Origin of the sequence: Micromonospora globispora (assembly GCF_003857015.1) — a bacterium.
In the GTDB taxonomy this organism is placed as follows: Bacteria; Actinomycetota; Actinomycetes; order Mycobacteriales; family Micromonosporaceae; genus Micromonospora; species Micromonospora globispora.
In genome coordinates, this window is the sequence record NZ_QGGF01000023.1 from 1 (window position 1) to 4,726 (window position 4,726).

Below are 4,726 nucleotides of genomic sequence, written 5' to 3' on the forward strand. Positions count from 1 at the left end.
GTGCGTCACCACCTGCGGCAGCACGACGGCTGCCAGGCGAAGCCAACACCACCCGTACGACACTTCCCCGACGCCGACCCACCCCGCGAACGGTAGTGGACACCGCTATCCGCCGGGCCGGCTCGCCGCCAACAGGTGCGCGACCCGGACGGCCGGGTCCGGGACGTGCCGGCGGCTGGCGCGGGGCGCGCCCGGTCGTCGATCGCGGCCGGGTGAGGCAGCATGGACGGGTGACCGAATCGTTCGACGCGTTGGCCCGGCTGGTGGCCGCCGGTGACGTGGTGGTGCTCAGCGGGGCCGGGTTGTCGACCGAGTCGGGGATTCCGGACTACCGGGGGCCCAGCGGCGTGGCCCGCCGGCACACCCCGATGACGTACCAGGCGTTCACCCGGGATCCGGACGCCCGGCGGCGCTACTGGGCGCGCAGCCACCTGGGTTGGCGCCTGATCGCCCGCGCGGAGCCGAACGCCGGGCACCGGGCGGTGGCGCGGCTGCAGCACGCCGGGCAGGTCACCGGGGTGATCACGCAGAACGTCGACGGGCTGCACACCGCCGCCGGCAGCCGCGGGGTGATCGAGCTGCACGGCCGCCTCGACGAGGTGACCTGCCTCGACTGCGACAACCTGACCTCCCGGGAGGAGGTGGACGGGCGGCTGCGGGAGGCGAACCCCGGCTTCGACGCGCACGTCGCCGCGGTGAACCCGGACGGTGACGTGGACCTGCCCGACGAGGCGGTGGCCCGGTTCCGCACCGTGGATTGCGGCATCTGCGGCACCGGCATGCTGAAGCCGGACGTGGTGTTCTTCGGCGAGACCGTGCCGGCCGCCCGGGTCGCCGACTGTTTCGCGCTCGTCGAGCGGGCCCGGCTGCTGCTGGTGCTCGGCTCGTCGTTGACGGTGATGTCGGGTCGCCGGTTCGTGATCCGGGCGGCGAAGCTCGGCATTCCCGTCGCCATCGTCAACCAGGGGCCGACCCGCGGCGACGCGCACGCCACCCTGGCCGTCGACGCGCCGCTGGGTGAGGTCCTTCCGGCGCTGGCCGACGTCACCGCCGGGCCGGTGCGCCCCGCGCTGGCCGAACCGGCCGCGGTGTAGCCCCTGACCCGGGGGTTCGACATCTGCGGGAAACACCGGCGCTGGTAGCGTTGACCATGCCGGTACCACCCACGCGGGAGAGACCGCCCGAAAGCACCCGGGCGGCGCCGAAGGGGCAGATTCCTCCCCGGAACCTCTCAGGCAAAAGGACCTCGTGGGCAGGCGCTGTGGAGCGCTTCGCGCGTGACTCAGGGGGAGGCCGACCTGTCGACCTCGCCCCGCAGGAGCGCACACGATGAGCGCAGAGCAGTTCGCCGACCGTCACATCGGCCCCGACCCGGACGACGAGCGCCGGATGCTGGAGACCGTCGGCTACGGCTCCGTCGACGAGCTGATGGACGCAGCGATCCCCGAGGTGATCCGCTGGCACGGCACCCTGGACCTGCCGGCCCCGGCCAGCGAGCGGGAGGCGATCGCCGAGCTGCGCGCCCTCGCCGCCCGCAACACCGTCGCCGTGTCCATGATCGGCCTCGGTTACCACGGCACCCACACCCCGGCGGTGATCCGCCGCAACGTGCTGGAGAACCCCGCCTGGTACACCGCGTACACCCCGTACCAGCCGGAGATCAGCCAGGGCCGGCTGGAGGCGCTGCTGAACTTCCAGACCATGGTCACCGACCTGACCGGGCTGGCCACCGCGAACGCCTCCATGCTCGACGAGGGCACCGCCGCGGCCGAGGCGATGACCCTCGCTCGCCGGGCCAGCAAGAGCAAGAGCCCGGTGTACGTCGTCGACGCGGACACCCTGCCGCAGACCGTCGCGGTGATCACCAGCCGGGCCGAGCCGCTGGGCATCGACGTGCGGGTGCTCGACGTCGAGCGCGACGAACTGCCGGGCGAGTTCTTCGGCCTGCACCTGCAGTACCCGGGGGCCTCCGGCGCGGTGCGCGACCACACCGGGCCGGTCGAGGCCGCCCACGCGGTCGGGGCGCTGGTCACCGTTGCCGCGGACCTGCTCGCGCTGGCCCTGCTGCGGGCGCCCGGGGAGATCGGCGCGGACATCGCGGCCGGCACCACCCAGCGCTTCGGCGTACCGATGGGCTTCGGTGGGCCGCACGCCGGCTACCTGGCGGTGCGGGCGGGCCTGGAGCGGATGCTGCCCGGCCGGCTGGTCGGGGTGTCGCGGGACGCGGACGGCAACCCGGCGTACCGGCTGGCGTTGCAGACCCGCGAGCAGCACATCCGCCGCGAGAAGGCGACCAGCAACATCTGCACCGCCCAGGTGCTGCTGGCGGTGATGGCCGGCATGTACGCGGTCTACCACGGCCCGGACGGGCTGCGCGCGATCGCCCGGCGTACCCACGACATGGCGGCGCGGCTCGCGGCCGGGCTGCGCGCCGGCGGCGTCGAGGTCGTGGACGTGGCGTTCTTCGACACCGTGACGGCGCTCGTGCCGGGCCGGGCGGCGCAGGTGGTCGCGGTGGCCGCGGAGCGGAACGTGAACCTGCGGCTGGTCGACGGCGACCGGGTCGGGATCTCCTGCGACGAGACCACCACCCCGGCGCACCTGGCCGCGGTGTGGGCGGCGTTCGGGGTCGACGGGGTCGACGGCGACGTGGACGCGGCGCTGCCCGAGGCGCTGGCCCGCACGTCGGACTTCCTGACCCACCCGGTGTTCCGCACCCACCACTCGGAGACGGCGATGCTGCGTTATCTGCGGCGGCTGTCGGACTTCGACTACGCCCTGGACCGCGGCATGATCCCCCTCGGGTCGTGCACGATGAAGCTCAACGCGACCACCGAGATGGAGCCGATCACCTGGCCGGAGTTCGCGCACATCCACCCGTTCGCGCCCGAGGCGCAGACCGCCGGTTACCGGGAGATGATCGCGCAGCTGGAGGCGTGGCTGGCGGAGGTGACGGGCTACGACGCGGTCAGCGTGCAGCCCAACGCCGGGTCGCAGGGGGAGTTGGCCGGGCTGCTGGCGATCCGGGCGTATCACGCCTCGCGCGATGCGGGGCGCCGGGACGTCTGCCTGATCCCGTCGTCGGCGCACGGCACCAACGCGGCCAGCGCGGTGATGGCCGGCATGCGGGTGGTCGTGGTGGCCTGCGACGCGGACGGCAACGTGGATCTGGTCGACCTCGACGCGAAGATCGACAAGCACCGGGACGCCCTGGCCGCGATCATGGTGACGTACCCGTCGACGCACGGGGTGTACGAGACGGGCATCGCGCAGCTGTGCGCGAAGGTGCACGACGCCGGCGGGCAGGTGTACGTCGACGGGGCGAACCTCAACGCGCTGGTCGGGTTCGCCAAGCCGGGCAGGTTCGGGGCGGACGTGTCGCACCTGAACCTGCACAAGACGTTCTGCATCCCGCACGGCGGCGGCGGCCCGGGTGTCGGGCCGGTGGCGGTGCGGGCGCACCTGGCGCCGTTCCTGCCCGGCGACCCGCTGGGCGTCCACGTCGACGGCAAGCCGGCCATCTCGGCGGCGAAGTACGGCTCGGCGGGCATCCTGCCGATCCCGTGGGCGTACCTGCGGATGATGGGCGCCACGGGGCTGACCCGGGCGACCGGGGTGGCGGTGCTGGCCGCGAACTACGTGGCGGCACGGCTGCGCAACCACTTCCCGGTGCTGTACGCCGGCAACAAGGGCCTGGTGGCGCACGAGTGCATCCTGGACCTGCGGCCGCTGACCAAGGCGACCGGGGTGAGCGTCGACGACGTGGCGAAGCGGCTGATCGACTACGGCTTCCACGCGCCGACGATGTCGTTCCCCGTGGCGGGGACGCTGATGGTGGAGCCGACCGAGAGCGAGGACCTGGCCGAGCTGGACCGGTTCTGCGACGCGATGATCGCCATCCGGGCGGAGATCGACAAGGTCGGGTCGGGGGAGTGGCCGGCCGGGGACAACCCCCTGGCGAACGCCCCGCACACCGCCGCGATGGTGTCGGCCGACGAATGGCCGCACCCGTACCCGCGGTCGGTGGGCGCGTACCCGGCGGACGTGGACCGGGCGGGGAAGTACTGGCCGCCGGTGCGGCGGATCGACGGGGCGTACGGCGACCGGAACCTGGTCTGCTCGTGCCCGTCGCCGGAGGCGTTCGAGAGCTGAGAGTCGCTGGTGCCGGGGCGGGCGTCTGGCCGCCCCGGCCGGCGGGATGGTGTCGACCTGGGGAGGGCGGTCCCGGCCGCGGGGACTAGCCTGGTCGACAGTGCACGCTGCGATTACGCAGCGTGATCGCGTCAGGCGACGAGGGCGTGCCGGGCGGGGCCGCGGTGGGGAGCGATGGTGCTGCCGTCGGGAAGCAGCTCACCGGTGTCCTCGAAGACGATGACACCGTTGCAGAGCAGGCTCCAGCCCTGCTCCCGAAAGCAGGCGATGACCCGGGCGGCTTCACGGTCGGTCGCCTCGGCGGAGGGGCAGGTGGGTAGGTGCTGGCACATCGGGTTCTCCGGACTGTGGGGGCACTGTGTCATGGTTCACATGACCAGTGACGCACAGTACCAAGCGAAAGCGCGCGGTATCGAGCAGCCGTGCGCGTTGTTCACCTTAAATCGACTGAACGGATGAGCGAGAATGGGCCAACCGGTGTGGAAACGCTTCCACCGGGTGTGATCGACGTGCCCGCGGCCCTGGCCGGGTGCCGGGGGCGGCTCGTCGAGCGGGCCCGCCTCGAGTGGCGGCC

Annotated in this window: 3 protein-coding genes and 1 riboswitch; of the genes, 2 read left to right on the top strand and 1 reads right to left on the bottom strand. The window is 73.0% G+C overall.

Annotated features, from left to right (window positions below; genetic code table 11):
* Positions 1-230 precede the first annotated feature (230 nt).
* Positions 231-1,094 carry an NAD-dependent protein deacetylase gene (locus tag DKL51_RS00650; protein WP_124811608.1) on the top strand — a complete coding sequence of 288 codons (864 nt, stop codon included), beginning with the start codon at positions 231-233 and terminating at the stop codon, positions 1,092-1,094.
* 64 nt (positions 1,095-1,158) lie between these two features.
* A riboswitch (glycine riboswitch) is annotated at positions 1,159-1,257 on the top strand.
* 72 nt (positions 1,258-1,329) lie between these two features.
* Positions 1,330-4,152, top strand: coding sequence for an aminomethyl-transferring glycine dehydrogenase (gcvP, locus tag DKL51_RS00655; protein WP_124811609.1), 2,823 nt, complete (start codon positions 1,330-1,332; stop codon positions 4,150-4,152).
* Between the two features lie 131 nt (positions 4,153-4,283).
* On the opposite strand, the gene DKL51_RS00660 is transcribed toward gcvP, so the two are convergent.
* Positions 4,284-4,484 (bottom strand): DUF5999 family protein, encoded by a 201-nt coding sequence (locus DKL51_RS00660; protein WP_109947276.1) that lies wholly within the window; start codon positions 4,482-4,484, stop codon positions 4,284-4,286.
* Between the last annotated feature and the right edge of the window lie 242 nt (positions 4,485-4,726).

Excerpts from the sequence above, each read along its gene's own strand:
- gcvP (WP_124811609.1), top strand. The coding sequence starts at position 1,330 with ATGAGCGCAGAGCAGTTCGCCGACCGTCACATCGGCCCCGACCCGGAC.
- DKL51_RS00660 (WP_109947276.1), bottom strand. The coding sequence starts at position 4,484 with ATGTGCCAGCACCTACCCACCTGCCCCTCCGCCGAGGCGACCGACCGT.